This is a genomic window from Oceanobacillus profundus (assembly GCF_003515705.1).
In the GTDB taxonomy this organism is placed as follows: Bacteria; Bacillota; Bacilli; order Bacillales; family Amphibacillaceae; genus Oceanobacillus; species Oceanobacillus profundus.
This window is the reverse complement of record NZ_QWEH01000007.1, coordinates 1-14,951: the sequence shown is the minus strand read 5'-3', so window position 1 is coordinate 14,951 and position 14,951 is coordinate 1. Positions and strand designations below refer to the sequence as shown.

General features: G+C 34.5%; 21 protein-coding genes. All 21 read right to left on the bottom strand.

The window, feature by feature from the left end; translation table 11 throughout:
* The gene (locus D1B32_RS23745; RefSeq protein ID WP_158586245.1) at positions 1 to 162 is read right to left on the bottom strand and encodes a hypothetical protein; all 162 of its coding nucleotides are present in this window, start codon (positions 160 to 162) and stop codon (positions 1 to 3) included.
* Positions 159 to 1,487 (bottom strand): metallophosphoesterase family protein, encoded by a 1,329-nt coding sequence (locus D1B32_RS11470; RefSeq protein ID WP_118889410.1) that lies wholly within the window; start codon positions 1,485 to 1,487, stop codon positions 159 to 161. The genes D1B32_RS23745 and D1B32_RS11470 overlap by 4 nt, the downstream gene beginning before the upstream one ends.
* A 68-nt stretch (positions 1,488 to 1,555) precedes the next feature.
* Positions 1,556 to 2,956: a peptidoglycan recognition protein family protein gene (locus tag D1B32_RS11465; RefSeq protein ID WP_118889409.1), complete on the bottom strand. Its 1,401-nt coding sequence runs from the start codon at positions 2,954 to 2,956 to the stop codon at positions 1,556 to 1,558.
* Position 2,957: 1 nt separating this feature from the next.
* Positions 2,958 to 3,173: a hypothetical protein gene (locus D1B32_RS11460; protein WP_118889408.1), complete on the bottom strand. Its 216-nt coding sequence runs from the start codon at positions 3,171 to 3,173 to the stop codon at positions 2,958 to 2,960.
* Between the two features lie 15 nt (positions 3,174 to 3,188).
* Positions 3,189 to 3,509, bottom strand: a complete 321-nt coding sequence (locus D1B32_RS11455; protein ID WP_118889407.1) for a nucleoside triphosphate pyrophosphohydrolase family protein — start codon at positions 3,507 to 3,509, stop codon at positions 3,189 to 3,191.
* Entirely contained in the window at positions 3,499 to 3,930 is a 432-nt protein-coding gene (locus D1B32_RS11450) for a hypothetical protein (RefSeq protein ID WP_118889406.1), read from the bottom strand. Before D1B32_RS11450 ends, D1B32_RS11455 begins: the two co-directional genes overlap by 11 nt.
* A 4-nt stretch (positions 3,931 to 3,934) precedes the next feature.
* Complete coding sequence (locus tag D1B32_RS11445; RefSeq protein WP_118889405.1) at positions 3,935 to 5,935, bottom strand: helix-hairpin-helix domain-containing protein; 2,001 nt, start codon at positions 5,933 to 5,935, stop codon at positions 3,935 to 3,937.
* A 563-nt stretch (positions 5,936 to 6,498) separates the two neighbouring features.
* On the bottom strand, positions 6,499 to 7,968 hold the full coding sequence (locus D1B32_RS11440) for a PHP domain-containing protein (RefSeq protein WP_118889404.1): 1,470 nt from the start codon (positions 7,966 to 7,968) through the stop codon (positions 6,499 to 6,501).
* A 22-nt stretch (positions 7,969 to 7,990) separates the two neighbouring features.
* The gene (locus D1B32_RS11435; protein ID WP_240033780.1) at positions 7,991 to 8,293 is read right to left on the bottom strand and encodes a DUF370 domain-containing protein; all 303 of its coding nucleotides are present in this window, start codon (positions 8,291 to 8,293) and stop codon (positions 7,991 to 7,993) included.
* 69 nt (positions 8,294 to 8,362) lie between these two features.
* On the bottom strand, positions 8,363 to 8,590 hold the full coding sequence (locus D1B32_RS11430; protein ID WP_118889403.1) for a hypothetical protein: 228 nt from the start codon (positions 8,588 to 8,590) through the stop codon (positions 8,363 to 8,365).
* Positions 8,569 to 9,333, bottom strand: coding sequence for a hypothetical protein (locus D1B32_RS11425; RefSeq protein WP_118889402.1), 765 nt, complete (start codon positions 9,331 to 9,333; stop codon positions 8,569 to 8,571). Before D1B32_RS11425 ends, D1B32_RS11430 begins: the two co-directional genes overlap by 22 nt.
* Positions 9,296 to 9,844 (bottom strand): RusA family crossover junction endodeoxyribonuclease, encoded by a 549-nt coding sequence (locus D1B32_RS11420; RefSeq protein WP_205126982.1) that lies wholly within the window; start codon positions 9,842 to 9,844, stop codon positions 9,296 to 9,298. The genes D1B32_RS11425 and D1B32_RS11420 overlap by 38 nt, the downstream gene beginning before the upstream one ends.
* Position 9,845: 1 nt before the next feature.
* Entirely contained in the window at positions 9,846 to 10,322 is a 477-nt protein-coding gene (locus D1B32_RS11415; protein WP_118889401.1) for a hypothetical protein, read from the bottom strand.
* The gene (locus D1B32_RS23740; RefSeq protein ID WP_158586244.1) at positions 10,285 to 10,425 is read right to left on the bottom strand and encodes a hypothetical protein; all 141 of its coding nucleotides are present in this window, start codon (positions 10,423 to 10,425) and stop codon (positions 10,285 to 10,287) included. The genes D1B32_RS11415 and D1B32_RS23740 overlap by 38 nt, the downstream gene beginning before the upstream one ends.
* Before the next feature lie 164 nt (positions 10,426 to 10,589).
* Positions 10,590 to 11,006 (bottom strand): deoxycytidylate deaminase, encoded by a 417-nt coding sequence (locus D1B32_RS11410; protein ID WP_205126985.1) that lies wholly within the window; start codon positions 11,004 to 11,006, stop codon positions 10,590 to 10,592.
* The gene (locus tag D1B32_RS23735) at positions 11,003 to 11,173 is read right to left on the bottom strand and encodes a hypothetical protein (protein WP_158586243.1); all 171 of its coding nucleotides are present in this window, start codon (positions 11,171 to 11,173) and stop codon (positions 11,003 to 11,005) included. Before D1B32_RS23735 ends, D1B32_RS11410 begins: the two co-directional genes overlap by 4 nt.
* 2 nt (positions 11,174 to 11,175) lie before the next feature.
* Positions 11,176 to 11,916 carry a PD-(D/E)XK nuclease family protein gene (locus D1B32_RS11405; RefSeq protein ID WP_118889399.1) on the bottom strand — a complete coding sequence of 247 codons (741 nt, stop codon included), beginning with the start codon at positions 11,914 to 11,916 and terminating at the stop codon, positions 11,176 to 11,178.
* Complete coding sequence (locus D1B32_RS11400) at positions 11,891 to 12,274, bottom strand: hypothetical protein (RefSeq protein ID WP_118889398.1); 384 nt, start codon at positions 12,272 to 12,274, stop codon at positions 11,891 to 11,893. Before D1B32_RS11400 ends, D1B32_RS11405 begins: the two co-directional genes overlap by 26 nt.
* A gap of 14 nt (positions 12,275 to 12,288) precedes the next feature.
* Positions 12,289 to 13,326 (bottom strand): ribonucleotide-diphosphate reductase subunit beta, encoded by a 1,038-nt coding sequence (locus D1B32_RS11395; RefSeq protein WP_118889397.1) that lies wholly within the window; start codon positions 13,324 to 13,326, stop codon positions 12,289 to 12,291.
* Positions 13,277 to 13,750 carry a flavodoxin gene (locus D1B32_RS11390; protein ID WP_118889396.1) on the bottom strand — a complete coding sequence of 158 codons (474 nt, stop codon included), beginning with the start codon at positions 13,748 to 13,750 and terminating at the stop codon, positions 13,277 to 13,279. The genes D1B32_RS11395 and D1B32_RS11390 overlap by 50 nt, the downstream gene beginning before the upstream one ends.
* Positions 13,735 to 14,951: ribonucleotide reductase barrel domain-containing protein (locus D1B32_RS11385; protein ID WP_476703864.1), on the bottom strand; the 1,217-nt coding region annotated here is incomplete at its 5' end. The genes D1B32_RS11385 and D1B32_RS11390, both read right to left, overlap by 16 nt.

The following is a 14,951-nucleotide window of genomic DNA, read 5'->3' as shown; positions in this document are numbered from 1 at the left end:
TTAGTATTTTCTCAATGCACCTAGTAGAAAGAAAAGAGCAATTGCTAAGCCAAAAACCGTTCCCCACTTAAAGTAAATCAAGAGTGTGCATCCTACTTTCAACATATTGAAAGAGCTAACAGTGAGATCGTAAATTAAATCTTTTTTTGTTGATTCCTTCACTGATTATCCTCCTCTATGTCAAGCAGGATTTTATATCTCCATGAAATACCTTCAATCTTGTTTATTCCGAAGAACCATTGAGATGGTCTACTTGTAGTATGTAATTGATTAATACTAAAGTTTGATCCACCAACCATTGTTCCATTTAGTATTTTCTCACCATTTGGAGAGTCAACATCTCCTGGATTATGATGATGACCTAAGCATAAATATTTGTATGTTTTTCCATGTGCTTGAAGCATTTTTGTTAAGCGTGAGTCTGCACGATCGATGCCGTAATATGGAATTCCATTCCAGCCCTTGATTGTGTCTCCATGTAATAGTAAGAATCCATTGCCTAAAACGTTTTGAAGAATCCAGTTTGATTTAGGTATTGTCCACTCAATGCGTTCTTTATAGTTCTGTAGCAGCTTTTCTAACATTTTGTATAACAGGTAATCAAAGTTAACATGTGTAGGGTTCTCACCTTTTCGTCCAATACGACCATGATTACCAACTATTCCTGTTATTTTTATTTTCTTAAACGTTCCAAGTAATTGAATAATACCTTCTGCAATTTTCTCAGAACCTACAAGTAATTGTTCTACTACAAGTGCATCTAAATGATGTTCTTGGCCACGATAAATTCCAATTCCATCGACGTTATCGCCAAGCATGAATAAATTCAGTGTTTCGATGTTATTTATTTGCTTATGTGATTCTGTAATTCTACGCATACGATTTACTAGCTTATCCATGCGGTCTTTAAAAATTCCTATGTTATATTCACCGAAACCTTGAGTATCTTCGCTTGTAATGTGTTCACCAATTTGTGCATCACTAAAAAGTAAGACTGCTTCTTCCACAGAGCCTTTATTCTTTTTAACAGGATCTGGAACAGATATATCCATAAATGGATAAGACTGAATAGTGTCACGGAAAGTTTCAACAATTAACTCTGTTGTTCCTCGTTCTTTTAAGAGCTTTGTAAGGAGTTTTTTATCTCTATCTTTCCGAGCTTTTTCCTTAGCTTCTTCAATTGCTTCTTCTTGAGCTTTTCTTTCTTCTTCTTCAGCATTTTCAGCAGCTTCTTTTTCTTCAATTTCCTGATAAAGACTTTCAATCTCTTTATCTTCTTTTTTAGCTAACTCCTGAAATTCTTCATCATTTTTATGTTTATTGTATTGCTTTCTAATACTGTCATTACTAATATGGATTGGCAGATCAAACTTTTCATTTAATAGTTTTTCAATTTCTGGGAAAGTTTTTTTACTTTCACGTAGCTTTATAATATATAAGATTACCTTTTTCCCCTGTGCTGATTTCCAATCTATTCTTTTGCTCATAATATATTTTTCTCCTCACTATATAAAAGTTCTCCAGTTTTATATAGTAATAAGGGCTTACTTAAAGATTATGATTTTTGACCAAAATTGCCTGTGATATATCCGAGACCGCCTTTATATTCGACTTCCCAATAGCCATTATCACTGTTTTTCCCACGTACAGATCCATTAAGCGGCAATGTAGCACCTTTTTTAATTGTGCCAATGCTTTTAGCATTGTTGCGATCTGGCTTGTCCATAACAATGGCAGCACTGTTTACATTAACGATTTTTAACTTACCATGTTTGCCTGATTCGCTAGAATTACTCGATGAATTTGAGGTACTTGTTTTCGACTTGCTAGAAGAACTGCTGGTACCTACAACATCTTTTTTATAGACCCAGCTCACAATTTCTTTCAGCAATACTCGATCCGTTTTTATTTGTTGGATTGTGTAACTTTTTCCTTTAACACTGCTTGGGATTGTTTGCCCGGTAGCATATTTTTTAGCAGATTTGCTTAATGTCACTTTAGAGTTAACTTTAAATGATGGACTGCTAGATTTACTGCTTGAACCTGACTCACTACTTGAATCAGATTTATTTTCTTTCAGCTTTCCATATACCTCTTTACCTGGTATGCCATCTACCTTCAATCCATAATAAGTTTGGAATCGTATAACTGCATCTTTTGTCTGACCGCCAAAGTAGTTATCAACTCCATTATTTTTTGCACCTTTTTCTGGATAAAATGGTGGAGTGTTATTTGCAAGCATAGTTTGCATATCTTCTACCGGAGGACCATATTGACCTTCAAATAATGATTGGCCAGTCCATTTTCCTTCAATTTTAGTCCACTTAGATTTTGTAGAACTATTAGAAGATGAAGAGTTATCTTTACTTGTGTTATTAGCTGGCTTCGATGAAGATGTTGCCTTCTTACCTACTAACCGGTTATATTCAGCAATAATATCATTAAGAAATGCATTCCATAGTTTATCAGCAATCATTTTACTTGGGCAATTCTTTCTATTCCAGTCATAATGTCTTTTGATGTTGCTTGAGTTAGCAACAATATTGTGATCAACACATAATTGAGCAATTACTTTTACAGCATTTTCTTTCGCCTTATTATACTGAGATTTAAGCGGCTCAATTAGGTTTCTTGTTTGGCGATTTCTATCATAGTTTCTGCAGATTTCAACGCCAATAGTGTTTCGGTTTCCATACCCATTTTTTCCATCGCCTGAATGCCATCCATTTCTGTTGTAAGGAAGTGCCTGAATTACTTCTGTTTCATCTATCGCTGTATGATAAGAAGTACTACTATCATTCCCAATCATATATTTAACTTCGTTTTCTGCAGTAGTCATATTATCTGTTTCATGAACAGTAATTTTCTTTGGTACCATTGGATTAGGGCATTTAATTGAACGCTTTGATGTAGAAACCATCATCTGTCTAAATGGTACACCATTCATTGTTGTCATATTACTTCACTCCTTGAATCTCTTTTTCCTTGTATCCTTGTGTAACCCATCCAGCTTCATTTTTAAATCCCACAAAGTGAATACCATCTTCTATTTTTGTGATCTCTCCGGTAAAGTCACTCTTCTCAATGATTTGCAACCCTTCTTTATCCAAGAATGGATCTTCTTTGACAGCCTTTGTATCTACCACTCTTACTTTTTGACCTTCTTTAAACATATTTATCTCTCCTTTTTAGCGTACTCGATTAATACTTCGCTCTTTGCTAAACCCTTCTGGATAACGGTCCTTTAATTTATTTAGATTATATTCTGTTATCTCTTCTAAGGAGATATCGAACATCTTCGCTAACCCAGATACGTAGTGCATTACATCACCTAATTCTTCGATTAATTTTTCTCTATTTAATTCATGGCCATGAAATAGGTGCTTTTTAATAATGTCTGCTACCTCACCTCCTTCACCGGTGACTCCTAAAGCATAGTTAGCTTTCCCATTCTTATCGCCTTCAGGCATGGTTCTTGTACTTAATTCTTGAAATTCATTAATCTCCATATGTTATTACCTCCGCTATTATTGTTATTGAACATAAATTTGTTTCTGAAAAATGGTTAAGATTATAGCTTTCTACTCTTCCGAGCACACAAATATAGTTATTCTCTATGCAAATTTGTCCATCAAATGATAGAAGTATGTCATAAAATTTTTGAGTAGGGTCTATTTCAAACTCTACATAATTAGTCCTGTATCTAGATTTATAAATTCCATTGACATGGTATGCTGTAAAACTGTCGTTAACTTCACTACGCATATTAAGAATTCGACCATATGGCTGATTAAATTTAATTTGCATTTCATCATTTATAAAAGAACACTTAAGATTCTTATACATATCTGCGTGAATTGTTCTCTTATTTACTCTTGTTTTACTGGTATCCTTGCTTACTCTTTTTAGGTATTCTGAGACTAACTCCACTTTTTCACCCCTGAGCAACACTATTTACTTGGAGACTATCGTTGTTTTTCTTACCCTTTACAACTACTTTAGCTCCTACAATGAGCTGGTCTTTTAAATTCATCCAATTGCGATTAAATATTATTCCAGAAATAGTGTCTTCATTTGTTTCAATCTTAATGCGACAATGCTCTTGACCTTTTTGACTAACGAAAGGATCAATCTCTTGAAGTATTCCAGTAAACTGAATGTTTGCTTTACCATCAGGTATTGTCATCCATCTAGATTTGATGGTTACGCTAATCCCAAGTGTTTCACGTTCATACTGGATAATATCTGTTTTGGTGGTCGTTTCTTTTACTTCTAAATTTTCTCCTATACGCTTTCCGTATTCATTAAGTAATGCATTACGGTTTTTATTGATTGAATCAAAACATCCAGCTTTTATAAGATTGATAACCTTAGTCTTATTTACCTTGCTGCTGTCAGTGGATTCAATTAACATATCTACACTGTCATATGGTTGATTCATAATAATATTGTCGACTGCAGCATTTCTTACGCCAGCTATGCTTCCAATACCATACCTGATATAGCCTTTCTGAAATTCATTTCCTTGCTCATCTCTTTGAATTTCAATGATTGGTGTCCAATCGCTTTTAGATTCATTGATGTCTGGAGGAAGAATCTGAATACCCATTTCCTCACAAATAGGAATATAGTTAACGTTTTTTGATTTTTTATTTTTATCTTTCTTTCCTTCAGATATGCTAAGAAGCGCTGCCATAAATTCTGTAGGATGATAGCATTTCAAGTATGCTGTTTGAATTGATATTTTTGCATAAGCAGCACTATGTGCACGGTTGAAACAGTACTCCCCGAACTTAATCCATTGTTCTTTAAGTTTAAGTAGTTTATTGAGATCAAATCCTCGTTGAAGAGCCCCTTCAATTTCGGGTATGCCTTTCCAACCTTTTTTATACTCATCATGGTCTACCCATACAGTTGGATCTCCGTTATCATCTAATGGAACAGATGATGGTTCTGGATATTGTTGAATTCTTTCTTCCTGTATGCGAATGTAATCTGCAGAACCATAAATCATTAAGTCAATCCATCGATGCATAAGTTTAACTTTCTTCTTGGATACACCTTTACGTATCATGTCTGCCTGTCCTAATGTTAAACCACCAAGTATCCTGGAAGCTTCCATAATTTGCTCCTGGTACACCCAGACGCCGTAAGTATCTTTTAATACTGGTTCCAACTCATCAAAAGGATAACTAACTTTCTCTCTACCAAACTTACGATTTATATAAGTTGGTATTAAATCCATTGGACCCGGTCTGTATAGGGCAACAACTACTCCTATATCTTCAAAACAGTTAGGCTGCAGTTCTTTAATAACATTTCTCATACCTTCAGATTCAACCTGGAAGATTCCTTCTAACTGATCTGTACGATACACTCTTTCATAAATGTTGGGGTCATTTAAATCAATATCATTGATATTTACTTTACCTAATATCCCAGCATTTTTCATAGCTCTTTCAATTAAATCAAGCGTATCAAGTTTTAATAAATCGAATTTTACAAGGAATTTTTCAATCCATTCCATGTCATACTCTGTAGTTTCTAATCCTTCACTATCTAATCGAAGCGGAACAATGTCTGTTAAAGGCTTAGGTGATATTACTATACCAGATGCATGAACACCAACCGACCTCTTATGTCCTTCCACACCTAATGCTGCTTTCCATATATCTGGATAGTGTTTCGCATACTTTTTCAACTCATCACTTTGAGCATATGCTTTTGTAAGTGAAATTCCTGGATCATTTGGAACTGCAGCTGCAAATACATCTTTAAGATTTTTGTTTTTCTCAGTATATCCAAGTGCATCTGTAATAAATTTAATTGCTGATCTAGCAGCCAATGTTCCATCAGTACCGATTTGGGCTACTTTATCTGTACCATATTTTCGCTTTAAATAAAGTTGAGTCCAACGAGAAGCGTTATAGCCCATATCAATATCGACCCTTTATACCCTCGGTTTCCCGATATTTTTATAGGGGAGTAGACTATACCATCATCTCAGTGAGATGCTCCTTGGTAGTCGTTGAGAGCTTACCGTATGCATTCATGCACTTAGGTCTATCTCTGCTGATTACCCAATCCCTTGTATTTTTAGATGCTGACTACCATTTCTAGTAGCTGCTACTAACAAGGGCTCTAAGGGCTTTCCAGCATATTCAGAGTTTGCTTACACCATCTCTGATGTAAGGGACTGTGCTTTTAACCTTAAATATCTATTATATTTTCTTTCTAGATATATAGTTGCGTTATTATATATTGCATTAGAAAATCTCATTATGTTTTCTTTGACTTACAACTGAAAGAACAATACTTTAAATTTTTTCTGTAACTTAATGTTTCTACAGATTTTCCACAAAATTCACAATGAAATTTTACAATATATTTTTTAGCCATTTTTTCACTCCTATTCAAAAGTTTTATACCCTTATTTTATCAGATTCTGAATCTTTTGAATAGTGAGTTGTGTTTCAGGAAACATATTAAGGTTTATTTTCAATCCGGATAACCTGCTCGCTCTGGGTTTAGGAAGCGCTCAAAGAGCAATCCATTTTGTAAAGGATCTACCGTAGTAATATTTAACACAAAGCAAACAAGGGAACCTGCAGCTGACCCACGACCAGGACCTACAAGATAGTGTTCTGCTTGAGCGGCATTGATAAAGTCCTCTGTAATTAGAAAGTAATCTGCAAAACCTTCAGAGCAAATAACATCCAACTCATAATTTAACTGGTTCGCATATTTATTAAAGTCAATATCAGGATTCTTCAAGCAGTATTGAAACAATGCTTCCCAAGACTTTTTGCGCAATACTTCTTCTACGCTATCTCCGTCCTCAACCGGGAAACGTGGAAACAGTGGCTCAGTTGGAAGGCTAACATCAACCATGTCTGCAATCCTAAGTGTGTTTGCGATAGCTTCTTCGTCTCTGAAGTTTTTCCTAATTTCTTCGACTGTTTTCATGTAATGGTCTTCAGAATAGATGTATCGGTCTTCATCTAGAACACATTTTTTCATTGATCCTGCAACTAGAATATCGTGTAACTCATGATCTTCTTTATTGGCAAAATGAACATCTGTTGTAATTACTTTAGGTGTATTGGTCTTCTCTGCTAATTCATCAATAAGCTTGTTGTATTCAACTTGATCTCTACTAACAACAGCTTGCTTTTCTAAGTAGAATGCATGAAAAGTTTTTTTGCACTCTTCAATAAATTGAACCGCTTCTTTCATTCGGCCATTCATTGCATATCTTGCAAGTGTGCTACCTAAACATGCAGAGGTAGCAATAATATTTTCACCTAAATTATTTTGTTGAATAAACTTTAAATCGGTTCTTGGATCAGAATAGAATCCATTAATGTGAGCATCACTGCTAATTTTATATAAATCCTTCAATCCTTGATCGTTCATAGCTAGAAGGAGCAAGTGGTCATTGCTGGCATAATCCAAATATTTGAGGATATCTGCTTTAAATTCAGCTATTTTACTTTCTGTACTTTGGTTTAGATCTACACTTCCATCAAGCAGGTCAAATAAGTCCATTTCATCATTCATAAGGTAGCCTTTTAGTAATTCCTCTGCTTCTTCTTCAAAGCATCTTATATCTTTTTTTATCTTCTTAATAAATTCATTGAAAGGTTTTTTAGTAAACTTTCCTTTTTTATCAACAATTTTATATTTATCTCCAAGATATAAGCGAATGTTTTCTAGTTCAGGTCCATGAAGGTGTCTATTCTTAACTAGATACGCTTCGATACCTGGAAGAGGTTTTATTCCTTGATTTTTACATTCTTGTATAAAGCTAGCAATTCCTCCCATTACTCCATGGTCTGTTAATCCAAGAGCTGGACTGCCTATTTCTTTAGCCTTTTTAATCAGGTCATTGATTGTTGGCAGTCCATCTAGTTTGCTATCTTCAGAGTGAACATGTATATGTACAATATTATCAGTTATAGCCCCCATATATTTCCTTCTCCTTCAATCATTAAATCTCAAGTTCGTTTTCCACTTCTGATTTCATCAATAAATTTTCAAATGCTGGATTTACCTTCTTCATACGACTGACAATAGTTGAAGGTAAAACAGTTACTTGCGTTAAAACAATTTCGTCTCCACAAGCGCTATAAATAATTGAACGAGCTTTTCTTCCCTGTGTAACATCAATAAAGCGATTTTCTTCTTTAGCGTTTTTAATCATACGTTTGATTGGAGCTGAGTCTACTTGACTAACAAAGATAATTTTGCTAGCGTCTACATAATTGGAAAATCCTACATCAATAAAGTTCATTTAATTCTACATCCTTTAATAAATTATTAAGTATGATAGAGAACCTTCCCGTTTCGAATTTATGGATTATTAAATATTAAATATTTTATCTATAGTTTTTTTAGGTATATATTTTTCAAATTCTTTTCTGCTAAGAGCAGCAATTGATTCAAAAAACTTAGTTGAAAAAATCACATTATCCACTGTACAATGCCCCTCTTTGTTAGTGAATTTATTGATTTTTGGATTAAATTGAATAGCAACCACTGGTTTAGGTTTTTCTTCTGTGAATAAAACTAATGTATCCACCTGCTCCACTTTACTTGCCCTCCTCTTATATCATCTTCGAGTTTTCGAATTACACGCAGTCTGGACCGATTAACGGATCTTCTATTTCTTCCAATCAGTCTTCCAATTTCTTGGTCTGTGTACTTCTCTAAGTAATACTTAACTAAAATAAGTCTCTCTTCTCTCCTGAATTGGTTAAAAGGGTCGAGTGTATCTTTACCGTTTAACCAATATGGATGATTGAGTTTTAAATCATCATCGAAATACATTTCTTCCTCTTCTTTGATGTTGATTTCTAATTCAACAGAAGGCTGACTCATCTCTGTTACTTTAGCTCGTTGGAAGATTAAGTTATTAATATGTCTAAGCAATTCATACCTATAAGTGCTATAAAGATATTTACTAAAACTTTTATTCATAAATGTGTATCTTTTTATGCAAATCAAGAAGGGAATAACTAATTCATGATAGATTTCTCTACTCTCGTAATCTTCAAATGCTTGCTGCAAATAGTTTAATACTTCATATGCATTTGCATAATCTTGTTTAGAATGATATTTACCTCTTCTTAAATTTCTTCTATCAGTTTCATTCTTAATATAGCAGCTAAGGAACATACGCAAATCATAATTAGAGAAGTCTATGGTTCCATGTGTGAACATGCGTAAATATTTATTAATAAAGTTATCGTATTGCTCAACAAGTTCTGATGGGTCTTTTCCATTATGAATTTCTTTAACTAGCTTCTCTATACCTTGATTGCATAATTTCATATTCTTCTTCCTTCTTGTAAATAGTTAGCATAAAGTGTGGAGCATCATTATCTTCAACTTTATGAAAATCCATGATGCGTGGGAGCGCTTTGCTGTCCTTTTTATAAATAACTCCTTCTAAAGCATCCATCATTAACTTAATCGCATTATGAGTGTCACGCTCTTTATTGTCGTTAGGAAAGTATGTTGTTATCTCAACGACAACCTTGTCACTTCTTAGCTCCCAGCCATTATTATAGGACCAAATCTGTGCTAACGAATTCCATTTTTCTAATAAATTTTCAGCAGGCTTAGTAAGTTTTTGCCTTCCATTTTTGGTTCGCTGATATATGTGATTGACACTTGGAAAAACTCCAGGGTCTCCTGCCATTTCATTATGAACTTTTGTATACTTTTGAAGCACATATTGTCCATTTGGTTTTTTAATCGTCTTGTTGTTTTCATCACGCTTAGCTTTAGTCTGTTTGAAACTTCCAAACATCATCATTGGTAGTCTTAATTCTTCTCTCATATTAATATACCCCAAATTGATTCATGTTTGTAAGAGACACAGTTATGATTTCGCCAGCATATACCCCTTGTTCATCATAGGATTTAGCATAGCTAATCTCTCTCCCAGTAGCCTTATCCGTATCAATTTTCAGTTCTTCTTTGGCATATTTGATCATTGTTTCTGCAATGATTTCATCACGACTTAAATTAATTTGATCTTTCATTCGAAGGGAATCCCAATCATCTTCTTCTGAACCAATAAAAGTATTAATGCAGTCACAAAACTCATCAAAGGTTAAGCGTGTTTTCATGCTTAACTCTTCATATTTGTCTGGCTCCAAGATGAGATTGATTACTTCTGTTCCACCTTCGGAGCTCTTTTTAACTTGAACTAAATCTTGATTTTTCTTTTTATCATTAAGATGACTTTCAACAACATAGTTCTTTTTAGAACCAATTCTATTCATCCTTTTTTGAATCTGCTTTGTTGCTTCCATTTTCAACATTCTCCTTTTCTTTCCCTTTTTCAGTAAGAATTGTTGTAATTCCTTTGCCTTCATCCTCAACTATTTCAATTAAATTAGGCTGTTTAAAATCCATTTTAAATCACCTCTTCTATAAATGTAATGCATTTCATTAACCATAGTATATCATAAAAAGTGGAAAAAGAAAGCAGAATCTTGAGATTCTGCGAGATTTTTTTATCTTTTCTGTTCTATATACATCTAAGTAAGGTTTCTAGTTTAATTTTAGTTCTATACGCTCTAATACGATAGTTGTTCTACAATCATTCCATCATCAAACTTATTTTCATACCTGTGTTCATATGCATTGGCATAAACAATTCGTTTAATGCCAGCTTGGTTTAATGACTTTGTACAATCCGGGCATGGTTGATCTGTTACATATGCAGTTGCTCCATCGCTGGACACGCCATATTTTGCGCATTGAAGAAGCGTATTCATCTCTGCATGTATTGTTCTCTTACATCCACCTTCATACATGAGATGGCCAACCTCATCACAATGCTCATGACCGCTGATTGACCCATTATATCCTGCAGCAATCATACGATTATCTTTTACAAATACACAACCAACATGAAGTCTATCGCAAGTAGCTCTTTCATTTACTAATTTAGCTTGATCCATAAAGTATTTATCCCATGATTTGCGCATTATTTTCTCCTGTTTCGCTTGTGTCGCTTTTTAGTTTTTGGTTTTTGCTGGGTAACTTTTTTTCTGCTGAAAGCATTAGGATTCTGAATGATACTTATCATTTCTGCTTCCGTTAGATTTTCCATATCATAGTTTGCTTCAAATTTTTTAAACAGCTTTTTCATATTCATATTTATCTCCACTCCATACAAATATTTTTAACTGGACATGAATTACACATAAAACTTTCATTAGGGTAAAACCAGCCTTCTTGCATTGCCTTCTGCATCATCCTGACAGATTTATAAAGGCGTTGATAGTCACTTCTTTTTCTTTCTAAAAAGGTGCTATCTCCTCTACGTATATTTTCAATACGTATTGTATCTGCTTGCTTCTTAAAGATTCCTTCAAAAGCTAACGCTTGCAAGGTTATTCCCATATCAGTGCGCTGCCAAAACTCATCGTACTTTTGCTTGCCTGTTTTAATGTTAACAATTTCATGTCCTCTGCTTGTCTTACGAATGAGGGGTATTTTATCCATCACTGTTAATTCCTTTCCAAAAGGAACCCGAAAATCAAGATTAACCGCTACAATTTCATCTTTGTTTCGTTGTTCTTTCCGATGAAGAGTTTGGAGCATTTCAATGGCTTCCAACTCTTTTTTACGTTTTTCTTGATTTCCATTCAATTTAATATCATATAAATCCATTTCTCCATACCAAATGTTTGAGAACTTTTCCTTCAAATCATTCATACTTAAAAATTTACCATCAAGCATTGCATAATAAAAATAATTAATCGTGCTATGCAATGCTTCATGTAAACCATCTTTTGCATTCATGACAGATGTAACTTTATCTACTTTTGTTAGCTTGAATCGGAGAGAACATCTTTTAAATTCATATAGGTCAGTTAGTGTCACTGTTTGTTCCATTATCTTCTACCCACTCTCCTAAATATTCTCTTACAAAAGCATTTCTCCAATCATGTCTCAGTTCATTAGCCCAGAATACATCACCCCTACTTTGTAATGTTGGAGGAGGATCAGGCATAGAAGTTTCATCAAACCATGTAGATGAGACATCAAGTCCAAAAGCTCGTCTTCTTCTATAGAAATTATCTTCTTTTTCTGAGAGCAATTTTCTTCGCATATTATCTTTACTTATTAGCTTAATTATTTCATCAGCACTATAGTCTTTCTTTTCAATTAACATATTAATATAACCAAAAAGCTTTTCTTTATCTTTTGATTGAGGATCTATTCTTTTCAGATATTCGCTTACTAACTCCATGTTTTTCACTCCTTTTAAAGGTCGTCAAAACCGTTTAAATCACTTGTCTTTGTGTACTGTCTTGATTTATTTTCAAAGAAGTCTGTCTTTGTGCCATCAATATTATCTACATAAGCTCTAATCCATTTCATTGGATTCTTCACGTAATCTGGATAAAGTTCGCTAAGGCCTAGCATGCGTAGCATTTTGTTTGCTCGGTACTTGATATACCCGCTCATCTCTTTTAGGTCAAGTCCTTCAATTCCTTTTAATACGTAGTTGCTCCATTCAATTTCAAGCTCTACAGATTTTTCATAGTGATTGTAAATCCATTGTGTTAATTCTTCTGTATTTAATTCTGGATGTTCTGCTAATGTTGCTCTGAATAATTCAGAAATGAAGCGGCCATGTTCCAGTTCATCACGATTAATGTAACTAATCATTGTTGATGTACCTACCATTTTGTTGTAACGTGCCAGGTTGTAGAAGAATGCAAACCCAGAGTAGAAGAACATGCCTTCAAGTAATGTAGTATAAACCAATGTTTTTAAGATATTTTCAACTGTAGGTGACTCAACAAATAGGTTATATTGCTTTTTAATTTCTTCATTTCGCTTAAGCAGCACTTCATCTACTCTTCCTAGCTGGAACGATTTGTTTTGTTCATCCAGTGAAACAACGGATGACAACACGTATGAATAGCTTTCATTGTGTACTGCTTCTTGCTGGGCGATAACAGCCATAATAGATTGCACTGCAGGGTCTGTTGCGTACAGTGAGATAAGCAACGCAGTTCTTGTTTGTGGTGCATCAAGTGTAGATAGTAAGCCTATTATCTTCAGGTAAGCTTCTCGTTCATTTTCGGGCAATCCTAAGAAGTCTTTTACGTCACTAGACATATTTACCTCATCTGCTTGCCAGTAGTTCCCTACAAGCCGCTTGTACATTTTATACCAATGCGGATATGCAATATCATTCCAGTTTAAAATGCCGCTTGATTGTCCACCGAATAATCCAGTTGATTTATTTGGATATGTTGGCTCCAATGTTTTTGCTACTGTTAATTTTTCCATCTTTTATTACCTCTTTCATCCAGTTATCTATCTTATCTTCTTGTACACCTCTTGGAGATTGTTCGATCTTTAATCCGCTCCAGGGACTATTATAAAATTTTGCTAACTTATCAACCGCTAAGCAGAATATCTCATCTCCACCAAACTGTGTGTCTCCAGAGCCAAATATAGCTACATTCTCTGGTTTATAACCTACTTCAAGGATAAAGTCCTTTACTTCATCAGGGACCTCTCCATACTCCCAAGTAAACGTTCCTAGAAGCAGTATGTCGAATGTATCACGCTGTATTGGGGAGTCTACCCCAATACGATGCATGATTACTTCTGCTTGATTGTTCAAATACTTTTCTATATGCTCAGCTATTTCCTTTGTGTTCCCGCTATATGAATGGTAAGCAATAATTGCTTTTAGCTTTGACACCATTCACACTCCTCTACATCTGTTGAAGTTGAACGAACATAATAGGTTGTTTTAAGTCCTTCTCTCCATGCTTGTAAATGAAGATCTAATAAAATCGATGCACGAATTGTATTCGGCACATAGAAGTTAAATGAAATACTTTGGTCAATATGCTTTTGACGTGCAGCATTCTGTCTAACGGACCAACGTTGATCTAAAATATAAGCAGATTTTCTATAAATATCATACGTATGATGGTCTAAGTCTGGTGCAGTTGTAGGAATTTTAAAATCTTTCTTCTCTTCGTTATAGAATGGCTGGAAAATAGGGTCAACACTTGCAGTAGAACCAGCAATCATAGATGTTGTAGAGTTTGGTGCCACAGCCATTAAATATGCATTTCGGATACCATACTTCTGCACATCGTCACGCAATTCTCCCCATATCATTGCTTGTTCGCTATCATATGTGTATTCATTATTTCCTAGATAACCACGTTTTTCAAAGTATTCACCTGTATCCCAATCGCTTCCTTCAAATAAAGGATATGCACCTTTTTCTTTAGATAATTCCATGGATGATTTAATAGTATGGTAGGCAATCTCTTCGTAGAGATCATCTGCATATTGAACGGCTTCTTCTGTTTCCCAATGAACACCTTTTAGCGCAAGCAGGTGGTGCCACCCAAATGTTCCAAGACCAACTGGTCGATATTTTTTATTTGTAATCTCTGCCTGCTTAACAGGTAGGTTATTTACATCAATAACGTTATCCAGCATACGAACTTGAATTTTAATAAGTCTATTTAAGACACCAGAGCTAACTGTTCTTGCTAAGTTAATTGAGCTTAAGTTACAAACTACATAATCACCAGGCTTGTATGTTTTCTGAACAAGATATTCTTCGTTCTGTTTTTCAATTATTTCTTCAACAAACTGTGTTGGTGACTGGTTTTGCGTAATTTCTGTACATAAGTTAGAGCAGTAAATCATTCCTTGATGGTTATTGGCATTTTGACGATTTACCTCATCACGGTAAAACATAAATGGTGTACCCGTCTCAAGCTGGGATACCATCACACGTTTCATAATATCGATAGCATTTACTGTTTTACGTGATAAGCTTTCATTTGCCACACACTCTAGATATTTTTCTCTCCATGTTCCATTCCCTTTTTCTTCATCATAAAAATCTTCTAAAGAATAGCCCATCACTTGGCGTACTT

Bases quoted from the DNA above. Each gene is read 5' to 3' on its own strand.
- D1B32_RS11470 (WP_118889410.1), bottom strand. From the start codon at position 1,487: ATGAGCAAAAGAATAGATTGGAAATCAGCACAGGGGAAAAAGGTAATC.
- D1B32_RS11465 (WP_118889409.1), bottom strand. From the start codon at position 2,956: ATGACAACAATGAATGGTGTACCATTTAGACAGATGATGGTTTCTACA.
- D1B32_RS11460 (WP_118889408.1), bottom strand. From the start codon at position 3,173: ATGTTTAAAGAAGGTCAAAAAGTAAGAGTGGTAGATACAAAGGCTGTC.
- D1B32_RS11455 (WP_118889407.1), bottom strand. From the start codon at position 3,509: ATGGAGATTAATGAATTTCAAGAATTAAGTACAAGAACCATGCCTGAA.
- D1B32_RS11445 (WP_118889405.1), bottom strand. From the start codon at position 5,935: ATGGGCTATAACGCTTCTCGTTGGACTCAACTTTATTTAAAGCGAAAA.
- D1B32_RS11440 (WP_118889404.1), bottom strand. From the start codon at position 7,968: ATGGGGGCTATAACTGATAATATTGTACATATACATGTTCACTCTGAA.
- D1B32_RS11435 (WP_240033780.1), bottom strand. From the start codon at position 8,293: ATGAACTTTATTGATGTAGGATTTTCCAATTATGTAGACGCTAGCAAA.
- D1B32_RS11425 (WP_118889402.1), bottom strand. From the start codon at position 9,333: ATGAAATTATGCAATCAAGGTATAGAGAAGCTAGTTAAAGAAATTCAT.
- D1B32_RS11420 (WP_205126982.1), bottom strand. From the start codon at position 9,844: ATGAGAGAAGAATTAAGACTACCAATGATGATGTTTGGAAGTTTCAAA.
- D1B32_RS11415 (WP_118889401.1), bottom strand. From the start codon at position 10,322: ATGGAAGCAACAAAGCAGATTCAAAAAAGGATGAATAGAATTGGTTCT.
- D1B32_RS23740 (WP_158586244.1), bottom strand. From the start codon at position 10,425: ATGGATTTTAAACAGCCTAATTTAATTGAAATAGTTGAGGATGAAGGC.
- D1B32_RS23735 (WP_158586243.1), bottom strand. From the start codon at position 11,173: ATGAATATGAAAAAGCTGTTTAAAAAATTTGAAGCAAACTATGATATG.
- D1B32_RS11405 (WP_118889399.1), bottom strand. From the start codon at position 11,916: ATGGAACAAACAGTGACACTAACTGACCTATATGAATTTAAAAGATGT.
- D1B32_RS11400 (WP_118889398.1), bottom strand. From the start codon at position 12,274: ATGGAGTTAGTAAGCGAATATCTGAAAAGAATAGATCCTCAATCAAAA.
- D1B32_RS11395 (WP_118889397.1), bottom strand. From the start codon at position 13,326: ATGGAAAAATTAACAGTAGCAAAAACATTGGAGCCAACATATCCAAAT.
- D1B32_RS11390 (WP_118889396.1), bottom strand. From the start codon at position 13,750: ATGGTGTCAAAGCTAAAAGCAATTATTGCTTACCATTCATATAGCGGG.